The 20800-nt window shown below is 43.4% G+C and carries 19 protein-coding genes, 1 other RNA gene and 1 pseudogene; 8 read left to right on the top strand and 13 right to left on the bottom strand.

Annotated elements, in window-relative coordinates; genetic code table 11:
* Position 1: 1 nt before the first annotated feature.
* Positions 2-910, top strand: a complete 909-nt coding sequence (locus PCORN_RS07190) for a LysR family transcriptional regulator (RefSeq protein WP_036078899.1) — start codon at positions 2-4, stop codon at positions 908-910.
* Between the two features lie 128 nt (positions 911-1038).
* On the opposite strand, the gene PCORN_RS07195 is transcribed toward PCORN_RS07190, so the two are convergent.
* The 4 genes from PCORN_RS07195 to PCORN_RS07215 all read right to left on the bottom strand — a co-directional run bounded on the left by PCORN_RS07195 (position 1039) and on the right by PCORN_RS07215 (position 2975).
* Positions 1039-1260 carry a YiaA/YiaB family inner membrane protein gene (locus tag PCORN_RS07195; protein WP_051999317.1) on the bottom strand — a complete coding sequence of 74 codons (222 nt, stop codon included), beginning with the start codon at positions 1258-1260 and terminating at the stop codon, positions 1039-1041.
* A 44-nt stretch (positions 1261-1304) separates the two neighbouring features.
* On the bottom strand, positions 1305-1562 hold the full coding sequence (locus PCORN_RS07200; RefSeq protein ID WP_036078902.1) for a hypothetical protein: 258 nt from the start codon (positions 1560-1562) through the stop codon (positions 1305-1307).
* A 331-nt stretch (positions 1563-1893) separates the two neighbouring features.
* Positions 1894-2481 (bottom strand): hypothetical protein, encoded by a 588-nt coding sequence (locus PCORN_RS07210; RefSeq protein WP_036078906.1) that lies wholly within the window; start codon positions 2479-2481, stop codon positions 1894-1896.
* Between the two features lie 2 nt (positions 2482-2483).
* Positions 2484-2975 (bottom strand): hypothetical protein, encoded by a 492-nt coding sequence (locus PCORN_RS07215; RefSeq protein WP_036078908.1) that lies wholly within the window; start codon positions 2973-2975, stop codon positions 2484-2486.
* A 384-nt stretch (positions 2976-3359) separates the two neighbouring features.
* On the opposite strand from PCORN_RS07215, the gene PCORN_RS07220 reads away from it, so the two are divergent.
* Together PCORN_RS07220 and PCORN_RS07225 are read left to right on the top strand one after the other, a co-directional pair.
* Positions 3360-6230: a S8 family peptidase gene (locus PCORN_RS07220; RefSeq protein WP_036078909.1), complete on the top strand. Its 2871-nt coding sequence runs from the start codon at positions 3360-3362 to the stop codon at positions 6228-6230.
* 2 nt (positions 6231-6232) lie between these two features.
* Entirely contained in the window at positions 6233-6814 is a 582-nt protein-coding gene (locus tag PCORN_RS07225) for a hypothetical protein (protein WP_036078915.1), read from the top strand.
* 52 nt (positions 6815-6866) lie between these two features.
* On the opposite strand, the gene PCORN_RS07230 is transcribed toward PCORN_RS07225, so the two are convergent.
* From PCORN_RS07230 to PCORN_RS07255, 7 genes are all read right to left on the bottom strand, one after another.
* Positions 6867-7121 (bottom strand): DUF2187 domain-containing protein, encoded by a 255-nt coding sequence (locus PCORN_RS07230; protein ID WP_036078917.1) that lies wholly within the window; start codon positions 7119-7121, stop codon positions 6867-6869.
* A gap of 268 nt (positions 7122-7389) precedes the next feature.
* Positions 7390-7656: signal recognition particle sRNA large type (ffs, locus tag PCORN_RS17830), an RNA gene on the bottom strand.
* A 50-nt stretch (positions 7657-7706) separates the two neighbouring features.
* Positions 7707-10364 (bottom strand): alpha-mannosidase, encoded by a 2658-nt coding sequence (locus tag PCORN_RS07235; RefSeq protein WP_051999318.1) that lies wholly within the window; start codon positions 10362-10364, stop codon positions 7707-7709.
* A gap of 15 nt (positions 10365-10379) precedes the next feature.
* A complete protein-coding gene (locus tag PCORN_RS07240; protein WP_036078919.1) occupies positions 10380-11486 on the bottom strand; it encodes a PTS fructose transporter subunit IIC in 1107 nt (368 codons plus the stop codon).
* Between the two features lie 12 nt (positions 11487-11498).
* Positions 11499-11819 carry a PTS fructose transporter subunit IIB gene (locus PCORN_RS07245; protein ID WP_036060685.1) on the bottom strand — a complete coding sequence of 107 codons (321 nt, stop codon included), beginning with the start codon at positions 11817-11819 and terminating at the stop codon, positions 11499-11501.
* Positions 11816-12280 carry a PTS sugar transporter subunit IIA gene (locus tag PCORN_RS07250; protein ID WP_036078921.1) on the bottom strand — a complete coding sequence of 155 codons (465 nt, stop codon included), beginning with the start codon at positions 12278-12280 and terminating at the stop codon, positions 11816-11818. The genes PCORN_RS07245 and PCORN_RS07250 overlap by 4 nt, the downstream gene beginning before the upstream one ends.
* Positions 12280-14241 (bottom strand): BglG family transcription antiterminator, encoded by a 1962-nt coding sequence (locus tag PCORN_RS07255; protein WP_036078922.1) that lies wholly within the window; start codon positions 14239-14241, stop codon positions 12280-12282. Before PCORN_RS07255 ends, PCORN_RS07250 begins: the two co-directional genes overlap by 1 nt.
* A gap of 157 nt (positions 14242-14398) precedes the next feature.
* Here PCORN_RS07255 and PCORN_RS07260 point away from each other — a divergent pair, with 157 nt between their 5' ends.
* Both PCORN_RS07260 and PCORN_RS18300 read left to right on the top strand, forming a co-directional pair.
* Positions 14399-15256 carry a GRP family sugar transporter gene (locus PCORN_RS07260; protein ID WP_036078923.1) on the top strand — a complete coding sequence of 286 codons (858 nt, stop codon included), beginning with the start codon at positions 14399-14401 and terminating at the stop codon, positions 15254-15256.
* 161 nt (positions 15257-15417) lie between these two features.
* Positions 15418-15567: a putative holin-like toxin gene (locus PCORN_RS18300; RefSeq protein WP_149024282.1), complete on the top strand. Its 150-nt coding sequence runs from the start codon at positions 15418-15420 to the stop codon at positions 15565-15567.
* Between the two features lie 244 nt (positions 15568-15811).
* Here PCORN_RS18300 and PCORN_RS07265 read toward each other — a convergent pair whose 3' ends face one another.
* On the bottom strand, positions 15812-16183 hold the full coding sequence (locus PCORN_RS07265; RefSeq protein WP_036078927.1) for a hypothetical protein: 372 nt from the start codon (positions 16181-16183) through the stop codon (positions 15812-15814).
* A gap of 235 nt (positions 16184-16418) precedes the next feature.
* Between PCORN_RS07265 and PCORN_RS18975 the strand changes: the two genes are divergently transcribed.
* Positions 16419-16532, top strand: coding sequence for a type I toxin-antitoxin system Fst family toxin (locus PCORN_RS18975; RefSeq protein WP_277620171.1), 114 nt, complete (start codon positions 16419-16421; stop codon positions 16530-16532).
* A gap of 294 nt (positions 16533-16826) precedes the next feature.
* Here the strand turns inward: PCORN_RS18975 and PCORN_RS07275 are convergent.
* Positions 16827-18370: pseudogene (locus tag PCORN_RS07275) on the bottom strand (gluconokinase).
* Positions 18371-18755: 385 nt separating this feature from the next.
* Between PCORN_RS07275 and PCORN_RS07280 the strand changes: the two are divergent.
* Both PCORN_RS07280 and fghA read left to right on the top strand, forming a co-directional pair.
* Positions 18756-19868: an S-(hydroxymethyl)glutathione dehydrogenase/class III alcohol dehydrogenase gene (locus PCORN_RS07280; RefSeq protein ID WP_036078931.1), complete on the top strand. Its 1113-nt coding sequence runs from the start codon at positions 18756-18758 to the stop codon at positions 19866-19868.
* A complete protein-coding gene (gene fghA / locus PCORN_RS07285) occupies positions 19861-20700 on the top strand; it encodes an S-formylglutathione hydrolase (RefSeq protein ID WP_036078933.1) in 840 nt (279 codons plus the stop codon). The genes PCORN_RS07280 and fghA overlap by 8 nt, the downstream gene beginning before the upstream one ends.
* Positions 20701-20800 lie beyond the last annotated feature (100 nt).

Genomic DNA, 20800 nt, shown 5'->3' on the forward strand with positions numbered 1-20800 from the left:
TATGAAGTTAACCACCTTGAATTATTTTGTTAAAGTTGCAACAGAAAGTAGTTTTACAAAAGCTTCTGAAAAACTGTATATTTCGCAACCAACTTTAAGTAGGCACATTCAAGAATTAGAGGCTGAACTAGGTGTAGCACTGTTTATTAGGCGCAGTCACACGATTAAATTAACACATGCTGGGGAACATTTTCTAACAGCAGTGAGCGATATTTTAACGCGTGTAGATAAGCTAGCTCATATGTTTGATGATCAAATAAGCCTAGATAAAACAGATCAGATTATAAAAATCGGTTATCTACCCAATTTCAATATGAGCAGAATGTATGAACTATTGGAACTTTTTAAAGTCAGCCAGCCTCATGTTCAATTTTTGATGAAGCAAGATACACCGATGAAACTAGCGGACGGGCTCTCGAGCGGTCAGTATGATTTGGTTTTTAATTTATTAACTTATTTCCAATCTAGTGATACGGTTGAGCAAGCGATGTTCATGGAAAATCATTTACAGATTGCTATGCCTATCGATCACGCCTTAAGTCATAAGAAAAAAGTGCGTTTTGCGGATTTAAGTCAGGAAACATTTATTCTGCTTGAAAGACAGCAGTCGCCAGTCATTGTCGATTACGTGGTCAGTCAAGGGCTCAAGAATGGGTTCAATTTGAAGGCGAATTCTTATGTGAAAGACCTTGATGAGGGTCTATCTTTGGTTTCAATTGGTAAAGGTTCGGCTTTCTTATATTCGGGGATGAATGACGGGATGCTGGAAGGTAAGTATCGGATTAAAATTATTGATTTGGAAAGTTATAGTGAAGATCAACATATTGTTGCTGCTTTTGATAAAGGGAACAAAACAAATCTCCTTTTAGATTTATTTACGTTTATACAGAGGTATTTGGCAGATTTGTAGTTTTAGAAAATATAAAGGAATGGTTCTATAATCAATATCAGGCAAGTTTAACTTTCCTCCACATTGATTATAGAACCATTTTTTTGAATCTTTTTTCGTAATATTGAGCTACCGCTTTTTATCTTTCCTTACTCCTCGACGTTCTCCACGTCTTTCGCGCGGAACATCTGATTGTAACGTTCTTCATCTTCTTGATTATCACGCACGACTTTGGCTACTGTAAAAGCAGATGAAATCAAACCAATCGAACCCATAAGATAGTACCCTTTGACCATTAGAGGCTCTTTTAACGTTGCCAGACCAATGATTGTAAGTGCTAGGAACGCCAAGAATGAACGCCATGCTAACATAACAATTTTATAGTAAAAAGGACAGGTAGTTTTTACAGGGATTATTAGTTAGCTTTTGGATAGGAAAGTAGTGCACTATATTCTTTGGATTCCGCACTTTCAGGATCAATCCAGTTCCCGAAAACACTCATGTTCACAGTCACTTCACCGCGATCGTATTGGAAAATATAATACCAATCTGTACTTTGCGGATCATTCGTGTTTTTCTTTTGGCGGACTTCTTTGTCGTTCTTGTCGTAAGTGACGTAGTAATTATCTTCCTCGTGTTTCGGATTTTCAAGATAGGCTTTCCACTTCGCCATATCTTTTTTCGTCGTTATAATTCGATTGTAGCTGCCACTTTTGAAATCGTAGCCAAGCTTGCTTATATCAATAATATCATCTGTTGGGATGCCGTATGTTGCGATTTTTTCGTCGATCGCCGTGTTTGCTTTCGCTTTGTTGGTCGTGAAAATGATGGTTGGGATGGCGATGATGCAGATGACTGCTATCGCGACAATTCCCCATGATTTTTTTTGTGAATTTCATCGTTTCGACTCCTCGTGTGGTAAATTCGTGATTAACGCTATGATTCATTATAACACAAGAACGCATCAAAAAAAGCGCCCAAATTAGGACACTTTTTTTTCTTTATTAGTAGGTTCCTTTTTCATTAAAACCGTTGACAAAAAGCTGAATGTCAGAGAAATAAAAGGTATTCACAAAATCTTCGTTCTGAATTGCGAAATCGTACTTGCCTTCTAGATTGGGGCTGGTATTTGAATGCGGATTCCATTCCACGCTTTGTTCTATGGAAAAGAATGTGTAAGGCTCGCCGGCAAATGCTTGGCTGTTTACCTTGATGCCTGCTTTAGCGGCTTCGTCTGTTGTTAGCTTTTTCAACTTCTGAGCAGGTACTGATTTCACACCTTCCACGACCATATTTTCAATAGAGATTGGTAATAGAATAGTGTAGTAGTAAGGGGTTGTGATGGTTTGGAATTTATCGTAAACAGTGTTCTTCATTGCTAGGATAACGCTAAATTCACCCTTGGTAGCTGTCATTGTTTTTGTAAACTTAGTTAGGATGATATTATCGATGTCTATCTTGTCTTGCATGTCATCGATGGTTATTGCTTTTTCTGGTGGTTTTGATGGTTGTTCTTCGCTGGTTTCAGAGCATCCTGTGATGATAGTGAGAGTGAGGATTAGTATTGTGATTAGTATTCTTCTGTATTTCATTGTCAAAACTCCGTCATGGATGAGTATGCTGAATATGTCCAATTACCGTTGATTGCTTTTTTAGACTGGACGTTTCCTCTAGAATAGGTAACAATGTATCCTGCTGTAGAGACTTTTTGTGAACCATATGCTAGATTAGCATTTTTCTTTGGCGGGATAGCAAAAGTAACTGTAGTACTCTCTTTCACTGTTTTCCCTACACCTACCTCAGCGGAAACTTTAACACCCGTCTTCATTAAGCCGAACTCTGCCGCAGTAGATACACTACCTTTCACATACTTCTCCCGTGATACATTGTATTTTACCGTTTGCGTTGTGGATGATGCTTTATTATATGCAGTATGTTGCCACGTTGGTTGCTTACTAATCGTTTTAGAATAATATTCATATTGCTTACCATCAAACGCTATATATGTGGCTTTCATATTCCCTGTCGCTTGCACAGGCACTGCAATACCAAAAGCTAAGATGGTTACTAAAGCCAATATACTCATTTTTTGTATACCCCTTAAAAAAATACCCTTTTTTTCTGTTTCATTTCTATTCCTCTATTTTGTATATTTCTAGTTTTCTGATATTGATATATATATAATATCTTTATTTGAAGATATTATCAATGATTAACCACCACATTTTGTGTTAAATAATCAATCATACCCAAATTGACTATTTATTTAAGCTTACAAAAAGTTTAATTATTAATGATAAAAATACACTTCAAGGTATTTCTAGTCTATCCAACTAAAGAATTACTGCGTATCACTACGCCTCAAAGTCATACCAAATAAATCTTGTATTTGCCTGCTTATTTAGATACAATAACCTAGAACGACATCATATGAAAAGGGGTTATAAAATGCTTAAAAAAACTACTCATTATGCTCACTGTGTTCCTACTTGTCTGTTTACCACTGTCTCAAGTGAAAGCGGTAACAGCGATATCTGTTCCTTCATCCACGTTGCTGAAGGTGCAAGAGGTTCACAATGATACATTCCCGGCTAAAGAAAGTGAAGCATGGTACAAAATTGTTGCACCTGCAACCAAAGATTCTGGTCACACACATTTTAAAGTAACGTTAACTAGTAAACAAATACTATCGATGGCGATATATCCAAGTAAGGATCAAGCCTTAGATGACGAAACATTCTTTAATTATCGCGTGGGTACTGGCGAAAAAAACACGGTAACCGTTAACTTCCCAGATGCATGGAATGGCGAATACTGGTTGAAAGTTTCCTACATACCGGAAGAGGATCCTTCGACAGTGGTTGCGCCGTATTCGCTTAAATATGAAGAAGTGTTCTTACCACCGAATTATCCTGCTGAACAAGACGCGAATTGTGCTGCGGAAACAGCCCTAGCTGGCAAAGATGGTGCGGCAGACATTCTAAAAGATGCACGCTCGATTCGCGATGGTTTGCTGGCAAATTCTGATGCTGGCAAGGATATTTCTAAACTCTACTACAAAGCTTCTCCATTTTTAGTGAAAGAATTCTTGCTAAATAGTAGTGCGCGAACAACTGTCTACAATAATTTAAAAGTTTTACGCCCAGTTATTAAAGCCGCTGCAGAAAAACGTGAATATACGATTTCAAAAGAAGAAGCGAAAGCGTTCAATACGATCTCAAGCCTCATCAAAGACGCAGTTCCTACTTCTCTCGCCAACCAAATCACGGCATTAGAAAATAAGATTGATAGCCAAAACATGTCTGGTAGCAGTTTGAGCAGTATTTTTGGCAGCTTAGATATCTCGACAACGTTTGCAAAATCAGGTACAAGCAAGTTTATCGTTAAACTGAAACCGAATGCTTCCGCGAAAAGCCTTGTGAAGAAAGCGAGTGCTTATAGTATGGAGACGACAGAGCTTGATGATTCAGCGTCTACAGCGATGAACGATTTTTATACTGTTTATCAACCTACTTCTGATAATTCTCTGAAAAGTTTCAGCAAAAGTGAGGCGAATACGCGTAAGCAAGCGATCGATAGCCTTCCTGATGTAGAATATGTGGAAGAAGTCACGACTTATTCGAAAACAAATGGGACATATGATGCTTATCAATGGGCGATTAACAAGAATTCTGTGGTGAAAGATGCCGCCAATGTCGATATTCAGCAAGATGATTTTTGGAAAGCAACGGCGAGTCAGAAATTAGCGGCGGTTAAAGTTGCTGTTGTGGATACTGGTGTTGATAGCCGCTTGAAAGAGCTTCAGGGCCGAGTTGATAACAATAATGCTAAGAATTTCGTTGATCCAAATGGCGAAGGTTCTGCGATGGACGATAACAATCATGGTACGCATGTTGCCGGTGTTATCGCAGCGAATGCCGACAATAATTTAGGCATGAAAGGTATGGCAAAAAACGCAACCATTTTACCAGTAAAAGTCTTGAATGCCGATGGGGATGGTGATACGGATGCGGTTGCTCGCGGAATTCAATATGCGATTGATCAAAAAGTCGATGTCATCAATCTGAGCCTTGGTGGATCGTATAGCCGTACGCTTGAATACGTGCTGAAAAACGCGGATGCAAAAGGAATCACAGTGGTTGCAGCCAGCGGAAATGATGGTATGAAGGAGATTTCCTATCCTGCCTATTCTAAATACACGATTGCAGTCGGCGCAACGAACCCATTTGGCATCGTCGCTGATTATTCCAACTACGGACGCGAGCTAGATGTCGTAGCACCAGGAAGTAAAATTGCCAGCACGATTCCTGATGGAAATATCGCTTACATGGATGGTACAAGTATGGCGACACCTCACGTTGTAGCCCTTGTTAGTCTTCTAAAAGGTCAAAATAAAGCCTTGAAACCTGCTGAAATATGCCAAATTTTGCGTACAACAACGAATCCGCTTGCGTTTTCAGGCGAAGAGAATAAATACGCCGAAGAAGACGAGGTTATGTATGACGAATACGGCGAAGTAATCCCAGCGCTACCATTACCAGCATTTTTCGATATCGAATCTGGATACGGTAAAATCAACGTTTGGCATGCCCTATCGAAAAACGTGATTAAGGCGCAACCAGCAATACTTTATGACAACACTAATTATGCCACTGGAAAAGTCCCAGCAAACACCGAAGTGAAAGTTTTCCAAGGCACGAAGAAAATCGGTGAAGGGAAAGCCGCGGCGAATGGCCAATATAAAGTCTGGATTCCATTGCAAAAAGCTGGCAACAAGCTAACGCTGACTTTCAAAAACGGTACCAACGAAACAAAAGCACGCATCATTGTCGCAAAAGGCGTTGCACCAGCAGCTCCGAAAGTAACGACATTCACAGATAAAGACACGCAAATCAAAGGACAGACGGTAGAATCCGCCAAAGTTGTCGTGAAAAACAGCAAAAATCAAGTGGTTGCGACTGGAAATGCAACGGCAACTGGCGCGTTCAACCTACGAATCGCCAAACAACCCGCAAACACTAAGTTAAGCGTCCAAGTCACAGATATCGCGAAACGTGTGAGTAAGGCCACAGTTATCACAGTAAAAGATGTGACTCCGCCAAAAGCACCGACAGTAAACACGATTAAGAGCACTGCAACAACCGTTACTGGCACAGGTGAAAAAAGCGCGACGGTACGCGTTTACTTCCAGACGAAATTACTCGGCTCAGCAAAAGTCGATGCGAAAGGCAAATACAGCGTCAAAATACCGAAGCAGAAAGTCGGAACTGGTCTTTCTATTAAGCAATTTGATGCAGCGAATAATGTGAGTCCTGTTGTGAATAAAAAAGTGGTTAAATAACGATGTCCGTTTTAAAATATCCGATTTTTGTCCTATTGCTTGTCAGTCTGATTTTCAATATATCGTGTTCGAATGACGATAGCGCTCCTAGTAAAACTCTTACCGTAGAAAAAGCTGTATCGATCGACGATATGCAGAATAAGATTGATGTTAATGACATGACTCTAGCAAAATTCACAAAGAAAGTTACAGGCAATAGCGGGCATCTAACTGTGATATTAGGCATCAAAAGTACGACTTATGATACATTGGGAACCGTTACTGAGCCCTATTATTATACATTCCTATTACCAGAGAACATGGCAGCAAGTGTCAAACCAGTTCCTGCTGCTCGTGTTGTGGTATTGGACGACGATGCTATCACAAAAAATGGAATCAACGTGAATAGTTTTTCTTTTGCCGGTGAGCGCTATACTTTCTTAGAGATAGAGCAATCTGTTGTGTGGGACGCTAATTCAGATATTCCGCATAACTTGGATGGCGTATACCACTTCGCAATTCAAAATAAAAACTATGAAAACACCTTTTACTTCCATGACGTGCAGAGTTTTGTGACTGCTTTTGAACAAGAAGATTCCTATTAGAATAACGAAAGAAGCGCCAAACCATCAAAGGTCAGCGCTTCTTTTTCGTTATTTATTTTTCTAACTCGACTACTCGATATTTCTTAAAATTAACCACCGTACGCACTGGTGCATTGTGCTCTTTTTGCAGATCTTCGTCAATCGCTACGATAGCTGAGTTGATCAGCATTTTTTCGATTCGGCCGAAGTATAATTTATCTTCGCGTTCCCACGTCACGTAATCCTCTATTTCCCCTTGTATTTCGGGGTTCAACTTTGGAGATTTCCGCAGTTCTAGTAAATTCACACCTTGATTTTCTACTGGCATTTCATTCACCTCTTTTATCTAGTATAGCCTATTTTGGGAGAATTAGATAGGTTGGGGTGTTAAGACAGTGGAGACTGCTCGCTGTTTGGCGGTGTGCGAACAGGCATATTGGGCCTGTAATTCACTTCGTTCAAACTGCCACTGGTGGATTACCTGCTCGCTACGCTCTCATGCATATTGGGGTTGTAACTCACTTCGTTCGAACAACCCCAACAAAAAGCCTCCTCTCAGTTAAGAAAGAAGGCTTGTATCGTTTAAAATTATAATGCCATGCACCTTATTCTGGCGATGTATCCATCTGCGTTACCTTTGCAGTTAGCTCAGCCCAGGCGACCTCACGGCACATGGAAAGCACTGATTAATGCTGCTTCCTTCCGGACCTGACATGGTTCACAGGTTCCCATTGCGCAAGACCCAAACGTCAACACCACTTACAAAGGGCTGACCAAACAGGTACAAAGCCTCGATAAGGAATTCAACCCCACTAGAGCGGATTGTGGGTTACAGGGCTCCGCTACGTCCCCATCTAGCATGACAAATTAGCTGCCATTTCAAAAACGGCTCACTTATAAATATACCTTTCTTTCATGGAAAAGGCAAGCAAGAACTTGATTTATACGTGGATTTTACGATTCTTTTTTTTAATGGGAGTTGTATTGTGATGGCGTCATAGGCTGGAATTGTAAAGTCTTGGTTTGTGATGGGTTCTTCTAGGGCATTTACCAGCGTTATGTTACCTTTCGTTAGGCGTGATGGATCGATTTTTTGTGGTGTGTTCGTGGGGTTTTCGATCCGGATGATGTATTTATCTGACTCGTAATAGGACGGGTGACAGGCGGAAATGAGGTAGGTTTTTGGCACATCGCTTAGTTGTAAGGTGCGCTGTAAGCCTCGTTTCCGTTCTGTTTTTTGGATTTTATTGTCCAAGCGGTGTAGGAAATAGTTGTAGGCTTGGCGTTGATAGGAAACCGTTGTTTGGTTGAATTGTCTGCTGCGTTGGGCGGTTTCGTGTTCGCCAAAGCTTTGGGAATCTAGGCAGATGGCTAGTTGGAATGTGTGATTTCCGATTAGTTGGGCGCCTTCTGTCGGGATGAGGACGTGTCCTTTTTTTGTCGTGTCGCCTGATGCTCGGCCTGGACGGTAAGCGAGATTTGGTTTGCCAAGCTGGCCTGTCGTTGCGAGTAGGGTTAGCGCTAACTGGTCGCCGGATTGTTGGTATTCTTTGATGCCTCGCGTGAAGATGGTACAACTCTTTGTTTCGTTGGTCAGCGTCACGCTTTGTTCGAGTGGCTCGATGTCGACCGGCATTTCGCTGTATGTGTCTTGCCAATTCGCTGGGACGCCAGGCTTTCTCTCGATGTAGCCGAACGGAAGGGACGCGATATTCGTGTCGGTTTTCACGCCGGTATTGATTTTCAGACGCAGACGGTGACTCTGGATTTGGTTGTTTACTTCTACTTTACAATGAAGTAATGCGCTATCTTGACTCAATTCCAAGGTCATTTTGATAAAAAGTTCGCCTTGTTTGCTGTCTGGTACGAGTCGGTCTTCCAAGTCAAATGGCATGGTGTGGACGCCAGTCAAAATTAGGCGCTCTACTTGGCTGGATTTCTCTGTTGTTGCTTTTGTAAATCGGAAATCGCGCGGGACATCGTTTGCTAATGGGGAATAGTCATAGGTGTCGCCTGCGTTTGCAGCATCTTCAAGTTCGATAAAAGCGGGATGCTTCTCGCCAGTTGCTGTTTCAAGATGTACAGCGCCGTCTTGAAATCCAATTTTATAGAATGGATTGCTAATCGTGGCCTCCGTCGCTGATGTCATTTCTTCGAGCGCTGTTTCGCTCTCTTCAAAAGTCAGGACGCGGTAGCCAAGGCCGGGAAGCTCGATTTTCAGTCTCACTTGCAAAACGTAATATCCGGGCTCTTCGATAAAACGATTCCCAGCTGGCGTTTCCTCTAGAACGTCCTCTCTTGATTCGATGTATTCCGATTGAACAATCATCGCGTCTGGACATTCTGGAAAGTGGATTTGCTTATTTTTCGTTATGACTTGGACTTCTTTGTAGCCGTCAAACGTTGCCAATTCGGTGTTGAAAACGAGAATTTCATTGGCTTCAAGCTGTAGGTCGTCGGCGATTTTTTTCACGATAGTGTTTTCGATACTGTCGCATAATTCGTCGGCTTCCTTCATTCGGTGCATGATATCTTCTGCAACAGGGTCAGAAACGCATCCCGCCAAGCTGTCATGCGCTTGGCCTTCGAGTAGTTTTTTCCACGTATGCATCAGCAATCGTTCGCTGATTGGGATTCCAGATGCTTTGGCGATGACGAGTAGTGGTTCGATGCGTGTCAGTAATTTTTGCTCCAATTCCGCACTGTTCAACTTGATATTCATGCGGCTCGAACCAATCGTTTTGTGCACGCGAGCCAAAACTGGGCTTCTGAATTCGCCGCGATATTCCTCCAAATCTGGCAACGTTTTGACGTATGAGATGAAATCTTGATACGTGCTCAGTTCATAGGAATGGCGCCCCATCTTGTTTATTTCCGCCAATTTGTCCGCAAAATTTGTAATGATGTTCAGCTGGTCATTTCCCGACGGAATCAGGACTTCTTGCGTGCCGCTGTATTTCGCGATGAAATCAATCGCTGGGTCAAGACGCCCGTCCACATACGCCGTTGTTGGCTCAAGCAGCATCCCCGTTCCGTATCCTTGTGGCATATTAATCGCATAAATCTGCGCCGCATCCCCCAACCCACTCCATTTGAAATAGGTAGACTGGACTTGTTTTCCAAGGTGAATCCCACGCCAGAAAATGATATTATCGAAGCCAGCCTGCGCGAGCAACGTCGGCATTTGGGCGTTAAATCCGAACGTATCTGGCAAATAGCCAATTTTCATGTAATCGCCGTACTTTTTACTATCAAAAATGCCAATCATCGCGTTCCGCAAAATTGATTCGCCGTGCGCGAAAAACGCGTCTGTTTGCGTGAACCAAGGCCCGATAAATAATTGCTTATCCGCGATCAATTTTTTAATGTCCACCATTTTTTCAGGGTAAAGCGCGATATAATCGTCCAAAATCGATAATTGACCGTCCAATACGAAATTTGCCTCTGGGTGCGCCTTCAATTCCTCGATAACTTCTGTGAAAAGTTGTTCGCTTAAAACTAACGCATCGGCTGACGTAAAATACCATTCCCGATCCCAATGCGTGTGATTGACAATATGTGCTTTAATCATAATTACCTCCGTTTTTTAAGCTTCCCATTCTGCTTCGTCAAAATCGTCTTCTTCGACGGTATACGATTCTTCCTGACCAGCGCTATCTTTACGTAATGCTACCGAGATTCCCGCTACGACGAACGTTCCCACTGCGATTGCTAAAATATAGAACCACCAGTTTTGCACAGTGAACCAGCCATAAAAACCACTGATTGGTGCTTGGTTAATCGCGCCAAGTCCAACTGCGAGCGCGCCGCCGATTGCCGAACCTATCACGGTTGCCGGAATGACTTTTAGCGGAGATTCTACAGCGAATGGAATCGCGCCTTCACTGATACCAACGAGCCCCATGATCAGCGAGGATTTCCCAGCTTCCCTCATTTCGGTGTTGTATTTTCTTCTCGCAATCAAAGTGGCAAGACCTAAACCTAGTGGTGGAATAATAATCGCGACTTGCGCGGCCGTGTTCGGAGCGTAAATACCACTCGTCAAAAGTGCCATCGCGGTCGTAACTGCGGCCTTGTTCACCGGTCCGCCTAAGTCAAATCCAACCATCGCGCCAATAATTGCCGCCATCAAAATTTGGTTCGTTCCTGACATGCCGTTCAACCAAGATTCAAGCGCTTTATTCAAGTCGGCAAACGGAATTCCGACGACATAATTTATAATAAGAACTGTAACTAGCGTACCAACTACTGGCACTAAAAAGACGGGCACAATCGATGCTGCCGATTTTGGTAATTTGACATGTTTTTTAATCAAAAGACACGCGTAACCTGCGATCAAACCTGCTGCAAGCGCGCCGAGGAATCCTGCGCCAATATCACGAGCCAGCAAACCGCCGACAAGTCCTGGTGCAATGCCCAGCTTATCCGAAATCGAATAGGCGATAAACGCTGCAATGACAGGGAACATCATGCCAAGCGCCAAGCCACCAAAGCCATCCAAACTATGCAACAGCGAAATAATACCGTTCGCACTATCCGCATATTTCGCGTCCCAAATATCCGTAATCCCGTAAAAAGAACCACCAACACGCGCAATCGCCATGATTACCGCACCCGCAATAACGAGTGGAATCATATATGAAATACCTGTTAAAACATGTTTTTTAAGCTCGCTCCCAATTTTCTTGAACATCTGCATTTCCCCCTATTTCTCATCGATTAGTTTCAGTGCTTCGTTAATCACTTTTTCGGCGTCTTTAATCGGCGCGCTGACAGGAACTTCTAGAATCGTTTTCCCCGCAAAGCGCTCACTATTTCTCACTTTCGTATCCACTGCAAAAATAACAACTTCGCCGATATTCACGTCTTTTTCCGTTAGTTCATTCTCGATTCCCGTCGCGCCTTGGGTTTCCACCTTAATCAAGTCGCCCATCTTCTTCGCCCCTTTTTTCAGTGCTTGCGCGGCCATATATGTGTGGGCTACCCCCGTTGCACATGCCGTTACTGCGATAATTTTGCGTTTCATACTTCTACCACTCCTTCGTTTAAAATACGGATTACTTCTTCTTTGTCTCGCGTTTCTTTCAATCCTGCGACGATATCGTCATCCATGAGTTTGGTCGCGATTTCAGCTAGAATTTTCAAATGGGCGTCGGTTTTGTCGGAGTCGCTGATGGCAAGCAGGAAAATCATATTTACTGGCTCATCATCAAGCGATTCCCATTCAATCAAGTTTTTCGTACGAGCAAAAGCAATCGCCGAATGTTTGACGCTATCACTTTTACCGTGCGGAATCGCGATATTATTCCCAATCCCTGTCGTCGCGTGCGTTTCCCGATCCAACACAGCTTGAATGTAGACCTCTTTGTCCGCAAGAATGGCCTTCGAATCAAGAATCGTCGCCATTTCCCGAATCGCCGCTTCCTTCGTTGTCGCTTCTAAATCAAAAACGACGAGTTCTTTTGTCAATATATCTTTTACTTCCATTACATCCCATCCTTTATTAAATGTTCATATATTTCTTTGGAGGTCTCAAGCGTCGCCAGCTTTTCTAACCACTTTTTATTATCAATATAATTGTAAAATTGCTCGTATACCGCGTCTAAATCCAAACCATTATTCTCGGTTAACGCGATGAAGAATACTTTATCGACGTCCACCAGTCCCCATTTCACAGGTTTTTCAAGTGTCGCAATGACGATCGCCGACTTCTTAATCAGCGCTGGATCTGCGTGCGGTGTAGCCATGTCATCAAACGACGTGAACGATAATTCCTCTCGCAAAAGGGCGCTCTCTGCAATACCGGTCTTGGCGATATCCCGCGCAATCAGCATCTCGCCAATCTCGCTAATCACTGCCTCCATCGTTGCCACATCCAACTTTGCTAAAATATGTTCCTTCTGAATCAAATCTAAAAATGGCTGACTAACTTTCTTCTTTCGGTGCTTCACCTTTTCCATATGCCGCTCCACTTGTTGCAAATCCTCTTTATTCATCATCGGGCTCACCACAATACTTGGCACCGTTTCGAGTTCGAGATAAATCGTACTAATCACAAGATCAACATCGACATCCGACTCCATCATCGCCTGCACGGATAGGATTTTTTCAATCTGAATCATCGGGAAATACTTCTTAATTCTAGCAGCAAGCAATCTCGACGAACCAAGGCCAGTACTGCACACAAGTACCACGCGAATTGAATCAGGGAAGGAACGCATTCGCTCATGATAGGCCTCGAAATGAAGCGCGATATAAGCCGTTTCATCCTCATTTACTTGCACCTCGAATTTCGCCTCCACCTCCGTTTTCAAATACAGCGCCTCTTCAAACGCCCTCGGGAAGTTTTGCTTAATTTTACTGAGGTACGGATTTTTAAAATGCATGCCTAGTTTCAGCCGATTAATCGCCGACTTCACGTGCGTCGCCAAGCCTTCTAGCAACTCTTGATCAGACTCCGTTTCCGCCAAACATTTCGTCATAAATTCCGATACATCATCTTGCGGTTGCAACTGATTGCTAAGAAAACTGTTATTGCGCTGATTGTAAGCCGCTGCAAGATGAATCTGAATATAGCCAATTTCAAAATCAGGAATCGTGATATCCAGACGCGTTTCGAGCATATTGACAAGCGTTTCTGTATTTTGTTGTTGGAAATCCAACGCCTCTTTCATTAGGTCCATGATTTGATTTTCCACGTACTCTTTTTTGCGAATCCGTTCCACCGCAATGGCTAGATGGATCACAATCGACTGAAAAGCATAGTCCGTAAACGCGAAATCGTACGTTTCACTGAACTCGCGCACAATCGAGATAATCTCTTTTAAGCCCTCTTCTGGAAAAATCCCAGTCACGTCCGCTTGAATCGTATCGAAAGCCTGGAGTACTTTCTCGCCTTCTTGTTTCAAGTACCAGTTGTTGCCCCAGAAATTACGGATAAACTTCGATGTCAAGGCGCGCTTTTCTTGTTCATTGATGCGCAGTTTCATGCCTTTACTTGGCTTTTTATAGAGAACAACGCCTTCTTTTTCGAGCATTTTTGTGACTTCGATCATGTCTTTTTCAATCGTTCCGCGGCTGATGTAAAGCGCTTCTGAAAGTTCTTGGATGGTCACGTAATCGTTTGCTTTTAGTAATGTGCTGAAAATGTAAATCACGCGCTCTTCTTTGGTGGAAGGGACGAGACTCACTTGATTGTCTAAGAAACGGGCGACTTGCGCTAAGCCTTCGCTTTCTCCGTCAATATAGACGCCGACTTTCGGTTTACGAACGACCGTCATGCCGAACTCTTTTAGGAACTGGTCGATTTCTTTCAATGAATTAGATACTGTTTTTCCGGAGAGACTTAAGTGATCCGCAATATCTCCAACGCGTGTCTGGCCTGCCTTCATTAAAAACTGAATGATGTTCTTTTCGCGATTTGCAATCATTTTGGTTACCGCTTTCATTTCATATTTCCTTTCCCTAGCATTATTCTATTACAAAGCTTCCTTACCGAAAACTACGAAAATTACCGCATTGAATACCGTAATTTTGGGATATTGCCGAGTCCCCCTACGCGTGATAAGTTTAAGTGGCATTATTAATGATGAGAGGAAGCTTGTTATGTTGATTTATTTTGTTGCCTTATTACCGGTTCTCGGTTGGGGGTTTATGCCCATCATTGCGAACCTAAGAAAAAGCACCCCGGAGGAGCAATTACTCGGGACGTCGATTAGCGCGCTTATATTCGCATGTATTCTATTTTGGATTGTATCGCCCGAAGTCACAATCGCTTCATTTATCGTCAGTTTCGTGTCGGGTATTTTTTGGAGTTTTGGTCAATTACTGCAATTTAAAGGAATCGCCGCGTCTAGTGTCGCCAAGGCGATGCCGATTTCCAATGGGACACAACTCGTTGGTGCTACGCTTTTTGCCGTCCTCATTTTCCATGAATGGCAGACGATGAGCGCTGTTGTGATTGGCATTTTTGCAGTGATTTTCATTTTGGTTGGGGTGGTAATGACCGGATTTCAAAAACGTGGGAATCAAATCAAGGAGTCGGTTTCCATTCATGTCTACGCTATCGTTATTCTATCTTCCTTCTTTTTAACGCTTTACGTCGTGACAAACCAGCTATTTCACGTGACTGGTTTCGCTATCATCTTACCACAGGCAATCGGGATGCTGACATGCGCCATTGGCATTAATTTAGCGAAAAAATCTGCCATTTCCCACAAAAATGTCGCGTTCAATCTGCTGACTGGATTATCGTGGTCGATTGCGAATCTGGGCATGTTTCTCGCGACCGCAGTGCTTGGCGTAGCCACGAGTTTCTCGATTTCGCAGGCGTGCGTGATTGTCGCGACGATCGGCGGGATTTTGATTTTCAAGCAAAAAAAGAGCCCACTCGAGTGGACGTTTATTCTTTCGGGGGTTGGATTGATTATGGTTGGGGTTGTGTTGCTTAGTTTGTTGAAGTAAGCAGATTATCACAGATTTTCAGTCTTTTCATTGATACGTCGTTAAAGTCTACAAAAAAACTCATTATGTATCGCAATCACAAAAGCAACACATATATGATATAATAACAATTAGTAGCGAGTGAAAGATGGTGGCTATCCTTAATGGAAGGGGGGATGCTTATGCGAATAAGTATTTACTCTAAAGGAAGGAGATGCCTTGTGTCTGTAGCAGAAGCTTTGCAATTAGCAGTCGGTTTTGGAAGTCTTTTGATTTCCTTAATCGCTCTTGTTATTGCATTGATTAAGCTTAACAACGACCACAAAAAATAACCATCCTCACTTCGGCAAGAGTCGATGGTTATTTTTATAACAATTCAATTCAGCCACCGTCTTTTTAACGGAGCTACTAGAGGGAGTCATGTTATCGCATGGCTTCCTTTTCTTGTCCTCATTATAGCATTTTTTGAAAATCTCGTCAAAATTACTTCCTTTTCCCACGAAAAAATATCTCCTGTAGCTTCTCATTAAGAGAGTAACAAGAGATGATTTAATCTATATTGGTTTGTCATTCAGATCACCGCGGTGTGAAGTATGCGTATGATTTGTACGTTTGTTTATTGTATTTTACAACGATTTCGATTTTTACTTTGTAGCCTTTTGTTGCTGTGCTGATGTTGAATTTCTTAGGTGTGCCGACTTTACCAGAGATGTAGGTTTTTTTAGACTTGTAAAAGATGGTTCCTGTATAGGCTGTGTTTTTAGGTACACCTGCAACATTTAAAGTAACATTCGTGCGTTGTTTTGGTGTCGTTGTACTTAGTGATACTTTGACTGGGTTTTTAACTGCGGCTTCAGCTTGGATGCTTGAAATACCTGTAACTCCCGCTGAAACTGGTGATAGAACGACCAAGACTGCCATTAGAAATAACGCTATTTTATTTTTCATCGACGTGTTTCCCCTCTTTAATTAAGTATTATTTTTGACAAACCAATACATTACTTATATTACCATAATCGTTAGTATTCTCAAAATTCAACTTCGATGTAGTGCACACAATTTTGGTTTTCAGTGATTTTTAATTTGTGTTCAACTCGTGAAAAACAAAGGCTTTTCTATGCTATGCTTAATATGCCGTCTACCTCCAGAGACGAGTATTACTTCTGGGGAAGGGGGTGTCATTATGTATATCTTTTCTACAATCCTTGCTCCCATCATTGTTGGGTGCGTCCTTGCTACATTCAATTATTGGTTGGAGATGCGGGGCAAGAAGAAAAAACGAAAGAGTAGACGGTAATCTAACCAAAAAGAAACCCCTATCTTCTCCACAAGATAGGGGTTTCACTTTTAGTGCCATCATGCATATCTTTTTCCAACACCATTATATCATGGAAATCGATATTCGTAAAATAAAATCGGGAATCAAAAAAACTGGCCAAGGCCAGTTTTTTATGCGCTGAAATAAAATAAGTTTGCTAATACTGCAATCAATGTCCCTAAAAGACAAATTCCCACTAAAATGATTAGCGTCCATACTAATTTGCGGCTCATTCGAATCACCCCACGTTTTTTTTTGACACCGATGCGCGCTTTATCTGTTATTTCTCTCTATCTTAACATTTACTTGGCTTTTTTGCCAGTCAATTAGGCGTTCGTAGCTTCCCATTAGCTGTGTGGTGATTTGTTGGAAAATCGGTTGAAGTTCTTTATAAATCGCGACATTCTCGAGATTCGGTTGATAGACGTGCGTTGGTGGTAGTTTTTTCGGGAGTTCAAGTGTTGGTAAAATACCTAGTGTATGCAGGGCGATGATTGCAGCGCCTAGGCTTGAGCTTTCGATTGTGTGGGGTACGATGACTTCACGGTCGAAAACGTCGGCAACGAGTTGACACCAAACGGGATGCTGGGAAAGGCCTCCGGTGACGTGAATTTTGTCGTGCGGGTCGCTCATCACTTCGTAAACGTGTGCTAAATTAAATGCAATGCCTTCTAAAATGGCTCGGATGAAGTGGGCGCGTTTGTGATTAATCGTGAGTCCAACGAAACTACCGCGAATCTGGTCGGTCCAATAGGGCGCGCGTTCGCCTAGTAAATAGGGTTGGAAAAGTAGGCCGTTTGCGCCGGGTGGTGTTTGAGCGATGCTGTTGATAAATCCGGTGAAATCGTTTGCCGCGCGCTCGGCGTCTGTACCGAATTGTTCTAATCCCCAAGCGAGGACGGCACCGCCATTGTTTACCGCTCCGCCTTGTACGAAATAGCCGTTCGCGACACCATAGCAAAAGGTTCGCTGCCAATCGTCGACGTGATATATTTTTGTTAGTTTGCGAACGGCGCCGCTTGTTCCGACAGTTAGCGTGACATCGTGTTCGCCGACGGAGCCTATGCCGACATTGGCAAGCGCGCCATCACTGCTTCCTACGACAAAAATCGTATTTTCTGCGATGTTGCAGAGTGCTTCTCTCCACGCTGGCAAGACGCCTTGAAAAGAGTGCGATTCCGCGACTACTTTTGGCAATTGGGCTGTCGTGATCTGCGTGATTTCGAGTGCAAGCGATTCCCAGTCATGCGCCAACATGTTATAGAGCCCTGACGCAGAAGCCGACGCCTCGTCAATCACATATTCGCCGAACAACGCATGCCAAACATAACTTTTTATCCCGATATATTGAGCCGTTTTCGCCACGACATCCGGAAAATCATCATGCAGCCAGCAGAGTTTCGCAAAAGGCTCATCGGATGAATCGGCGTCCCCGTTTTTTCGTAAACTTGATGCAAGTAAAAATCGCGTTTTCGGTGTTCCAAAGCCTCGCCGCTGCGCTGATCCGCCCACGTAATGCAATTCGTCAACGGTTCGCCGTCCGCGTCCACCGCAATCAAACTGTGCATCGCCGCACTAAAAGAAATCGCTCGCAAAGCTTTCGCATCCAGGTCCGCCGTCTCCATGACAGCCCGAATCGCTTCCACAACCGCCTCCAGAATCACGCGCGGCTCCTGCTCCGCCATCCCAGAATCGTCCGTCAACAACGGATAGCCTCGCGATTCCCGCGCCACTAACTCACCATCCACATCAAAAATCACCGCTTTCGTGCTCGTCGTCCCAATATCGACACCCATTACAAAAATCACATTTCCCATCCACGTCACCCTCAATTTTTCCTCATTTGTCCCCAATTATAACGATAAAAAAAAGCGGAGTCAAGGTTTAGCCCTTGAAATCCGCGTGTCTTTCCTTTCATTGTCTAATCAAACCGTTAGTAACAAAAAGATATTCATTGAAAACAAGTGCAATAATCTTTTTAATCATGTTCTTTCTCATTTTTCCATTCCCTACTTTCTAAACTAGTTATACTTATTCCTGACAAAACAGCATTTTCAATCTAAAATATAAAGTAGTGGAGGGCATCTTTGCTCACCGCCCTTCCGTTTCGGTATAGCGAACCGCATCTTTGTTATCCCGCCGCGCCTTGTAGTATACTTAACCTGTATGCTAAAAATAGCAATTGCGAAAGGAAGATAATATATGAAATCACGTGCAGCAGTGGCCTTTGCGCCTGGAAAACCTCTGGAAATCGTTGAAATTGACGTAGAGGCTCCGAAAAAAGGAGAAGTTTTGGTTAAAATTACAGATACGGCGGTTTGTCACACGGATGCTTATACGCTTTCTGGTGATGATCCTGAAGGCGTTTTCCCAGCGGTTTTAGGGCATGAAGGCGGCGGTATTGTCATCGAAATTGGAGAAGGCGTGACAAGTGTTGCGGTTGGCGATCATGTGATTCCGCTTTACACGGCCGAATGTGGCGAGTGTGAATATTGTACGTCTGGGAAAACGAATCTCTGTCAGGCGGTTCGCGAGACGCAAGGGAAAGGTCTGATGCCGGATGGAACGACGCGTTTTTCTTATAACGGCGAGCCAATTTATCATTATATGGGCACGAGCACGTTCAGTGAATATACGGTTATTCCAGAGATTTCGCTTGCAAAAATTAACCCGGAGGCACCTCTTGAAAAAGCGTGTTTGCTAGGTTGTGGCGTAACGACGGGGATTGGCGCGGTTCACAATACGGCGAAAGTTCAAGCTGGTGATACAGTTGCCGTTTTTGGACTTGGGGCGATTGGTTTGGCCGTGATTCAAGGCGCGGTGCAGGCTCGTGCTAGCCGCATTATCGCGATTGATATGAACCCGGATAAATTTACGCTGGCAAAAGAGATGGGCGCGACGGACTTTGTGAATCCGAAAGATCATGCGCGGCCGATTCAAGAAGTGATTGTCGAGATGACAAATGGTGGCGTGGACTTTAGTTTTGAGTGTATTGGGAATACGGATGTGATGCGTTCGGCGCTGGAATGTTGCCATAAAGGCTGGGGCGAGAGCGTGATTATTGGCGTGGCTGGTGCTGGAAAAGAGATTAGTACGCGTCCATTCCAACTCGTGACGGGTCGTGTTTGGCGCGGTTCGGCTTTTGGTGGTGTGAAAGGGCGTAGTGAGTTGCCAGGTATGGTGGAGCAAGCGATGAAGGGCGAGATAAAGCTTGACCCGTTTATTACGCATAACTTGCCGTTTGCGAGCATTAACGAGGCGTTTGACTTGTTGCACAATGGTGAATCGATTCGGACGGTGCTTTCGTATGACTGAAAAACTGGAGTTGCTTGAGGAACATAAGAGTTTTGATGGTGTTCAGTTGAAATACCGCCATTATTCGACGGTTCTCGGTTGCAACATGACGTTCAGCTTATTTTTGCCGAACAAGGAGAAATTTGAGACGCCGCCGCTCGTTTGGTGGCTTTCGGGCTTGACGTGTACGGATGATAATTTTACGCATAAGGCTGGGGCGCAGAAAAAGGCCGCGGAACTTGGTTTGGCGATGTTGATGCCGGATACGAGTCCTCGTGGGGATGATGTTGCGGATAGCGCAGACTGGGATTTGGGTCAAGGTGCTGGTTTTTATGTGAACGCGACGCAGGAACCTTGGGCGAGGAATTTTCGGATGTATGATTATATCGTGACGGAGCTTACGGAGATTGCGCGGGATACTTTTGGTTTGACTGGTCCGGAGTCGATTATGGGACATTCGATGGGTGGACATGGCGCGCTGGTCATTGGTTTGCGCAACACGGGACGCTTCCGCTCGATTTCGACTTTTGCGCCGATTGTGAATCCGATGGAGGTTCCGTGGGGTGTTAAAGCGTTTGATGCGTATTTGGGCACGGATCGGGAGAGTTGGCCGGAATGGGATGCGACGAAGTTGTTGGCGGAATATGATGGCAAACAAATCCCGATTTTGATTGATCAGGGGACTGGTGATGGTTTCTTTGTTATGCAGTTGCAACCTGAGAAATTATCCGATATTGCAACTGAAAAAGGCTATCCAATGACGCTACGCATGCAAGCTGGCTACGATCACAGCTATTATTTCATCGCGAGTTTTATCGACGAACATTTGGAGTTTCATCAGAAGCATTTATAATTTAAAAGGAGTAAAATACTATAAAGTAAAAGCTTTAGACACAACTGGTAAAGTTCTTTACACATCCACACAAACTATTCAATAAGTTAACGAAAAATAC

This window comes from Listeria cornellensis FSL F6-0969, assembly GCF_000525855.1.
Classification (GTDB): Bacteria; Bacillota; Bacilli; order Lactobacillales; family Listeriaceae; genus Listeria_A; species Listeria_A cornellensis.

What these genes read in the sequence shown, in the direction of transcription:
- PCORN_RS07250 (WP_036078921.1), bottom strand. Translation starts at nt 12,280, where the DNA reads ATGGAAGTAAAAGATATATTGACAAAAGAACTCGTCGTTTTTGATTTA.
- PCORN_RS18975 (WP_277620171.1), top strand. Translation starts at nt 16,419, where the DNA reads ATGTATATCTTTTCTACAATCCTTGCTCCCATCATTGTTGGGTGCGTC.
- PCORN_RS07215 (WP_036078908.1), bottom strand. Translation starts at nt 2,975, where the DNA reads ATGAGTATATTGGCTTTAGTAACCATCTTAGCTTTTGGTATTGCAGTG.
- PCORN_RS07240 (WP_036078919.1), bottom strand. Translation starts at nt 11,486, where the DNA reads ATGTTCAAGAAAATTGGGAGCGAGCTTAAAAAACATGTTTTAACAGGT.
- PCORN_RS18300 (WP_149024282.1), top strand. Translation starts at nt 15,418, where the DNA reads ATGCGAATAAGTATTTACTCTAAAGGAAGGAGATGCCTTGTGTCTGTA.
- PCORN_RS07225 (WP_036078915.1), top strand. Translation starts at nt 6,233, where the DNA reads ATGTCCGTTTTAAAATATCCGATTTTTGTCCTATTGCTTGTCAGTCTG.
- PCORN_RS07190 (WP_036078899.1), top strand. Translation starts at nt 2, where the DNA reads ATGAAGTTAACCACCTTGAATTATTTTGTTAAAGTTGCAACAGAAAGT.
- PCORN_RS07235 (WP_051999318.1), bottom strand. Translation starts at nt 10,364, where the DNA reads ATGATTAAAGCACATATTGTCAATCACACGCATTGGGATCGGGAATGG.
- PCORN_RS07210 (WP_036078906.1), bottom strand. Translation starts at nt 2,481, where the DNA reads ATGAAATACAGAAGAATACTAATCACAATACTAATCCTCACTCTCACT.
- PCORN_RS07260 (WP_036078923.1), top strand. Translation starts at nt 14,399, where the DNA reads ATGTTGATTTATTTTGTTGCCTTATTACCGGTTCTCGGTTGGGGGTTT.
- PCORN_RS07245 (WP_036060685.1), bottom strand. Translation starts at nt 11,819, where the DNA reads ATGAAACGCAAAATTATCGCAGTAACGGCATGTGCAACGGGGGTAGCC.
- PCORN_RS07220 (WP_036078909.1), top strand. Translation starts at nt 3,360, where the DNA reads ATGCTCACTGTGTTCCTACTTGTCTGTTTACCACTGTCTCAAGTGAAA.
- PCORN_RS07200 (WP_036078902.1), bottom strand. Translation starts at nt 1,562, where the DNA reads ATGGCGAAGTGGAAAGCCTATCTTGAAAATCCGAAACACGAGGAAGAT.
- PCORN_RS07265 (WP_036078927.1), bottom strand. Translation starts at nt 16,183, where the DNA reads ATGAAAAATAAAATAGCGTTATTTCTAATGGCAGTCTTGGTCGTTCTA.
- PCORN_RS07255 (WP_036078922.1), bottom strand. Translation starts at nt 14,241, where the DNA reads ATGAAAGCGGTAACCAAAATGATTGCAAATCGCGAAAAGAACATCATT.
- PCORN_RS07195 (WP_051999317.1), bottom strand. Translation starts at nt 1,260, where the DNA reads ATGTTAGCATGGCGTTCATTCTTGGCGTTCCTAGCACTTACAATCATT.
- fghA (WP_036078933.1), top strand. Translation starts at nt 19,861, where the DNA reads ATGACTGAAAAACTGGAGTTGCTTGAGGAACATAAGAGTTTTGATGGT.
- PCORN_RS07280 (WP_036078931.1), top strand. Translation starts at nt 18,756, where the DNA reads ATGAAATCACGTGCAGCAGTGGCCTTTGCGCCTGGAAAACCTCTGGAA.
- PCORN_RS07230 (WP_036078917.1), bottom strand. Translation starts at nt 7,121, where the DNA reads ATGCCAGTAGAAAATCAAGGTGTGAATTTACTAGAACTGCGGAAATCT.